We start from the raw sequence: 647 nt of genomic DNA on the forward strand, positions 1-647 counted from the left end.
CTGGCGCATGTCGGCAGGGTAGAAGCTCTTCCGCTGAACCCAGCGGAAGCCCTCGTGCTTGGTGATGGCGGCGATCTCGACCGCGCCACCGACGCTCTTCGGCAGGAAGACGGCGAAGCGGACGAAGCCGATCGTGGTCTCGACCAGGAAGCGCGCCAGGTCGATCGCGTCCTGGATCGGCATGGCGGGGACGGAGAGCGTCGCGTAGAGCTCCCGGACCAGCTCCTCCTGCAGCCTGCCGACCTCCTCCGCCGGCATGCCGTGCTTCACCAGCGCGTCCCCGACATCGAAGCCGAGGCCAAGGATGAGCCGGTTGAGCGCCTCGTACTGGCCGTCCCACATCACGCCGAAGCTGGTTTCGTCCATGATCCGCCGTGGCGGTGGGCAGGCATGCCCGGTCATGCTGACTTCCCACACCTCGGCGAGCGGCCGGCCGGCGGAGTAGCCGCAAAGCCGGAGCTGGAGGTTGGTCGGCTCCGAGCAGGGCACGGCTTTCTCCTCGTAGAGGAAGGCGCGCAACCGTCCGGCCAGCTGCTCCATCGTGTAGCGCTCGGGGTCTAGGCGCCAGTCGAGATGCGCCGGATCCCGCCCGGCGAAGCGCCGCCGCAGATCTTTCAGCAAGGTCTCGACGGATTCATTACCGATAC

1 protein-coding gene is annotated in these 647 nt (G+C 67.5%); it reads right to left on the minus strand.

What is annotated here, in order from left to right:
• A partial coding sequence (locus tag JMJ56_RS33235; protein ID WP_202836137.1) for a hypothetical protein occupies positions 1-647 on the minus strand: 647 nt, incomplete at both ends.

Origin of the sequence: Belnapia arida, from assembly GCF_016773205.1 — a bacterium.
In the GTDB taxonomy this organism is placed as follows: domain Bacteria; phylum Pseudomonadota; class Alphaproteobacteria; order Acetobacterales; family Acetobacteraceae; genus Belnapia; species Belnapia arida.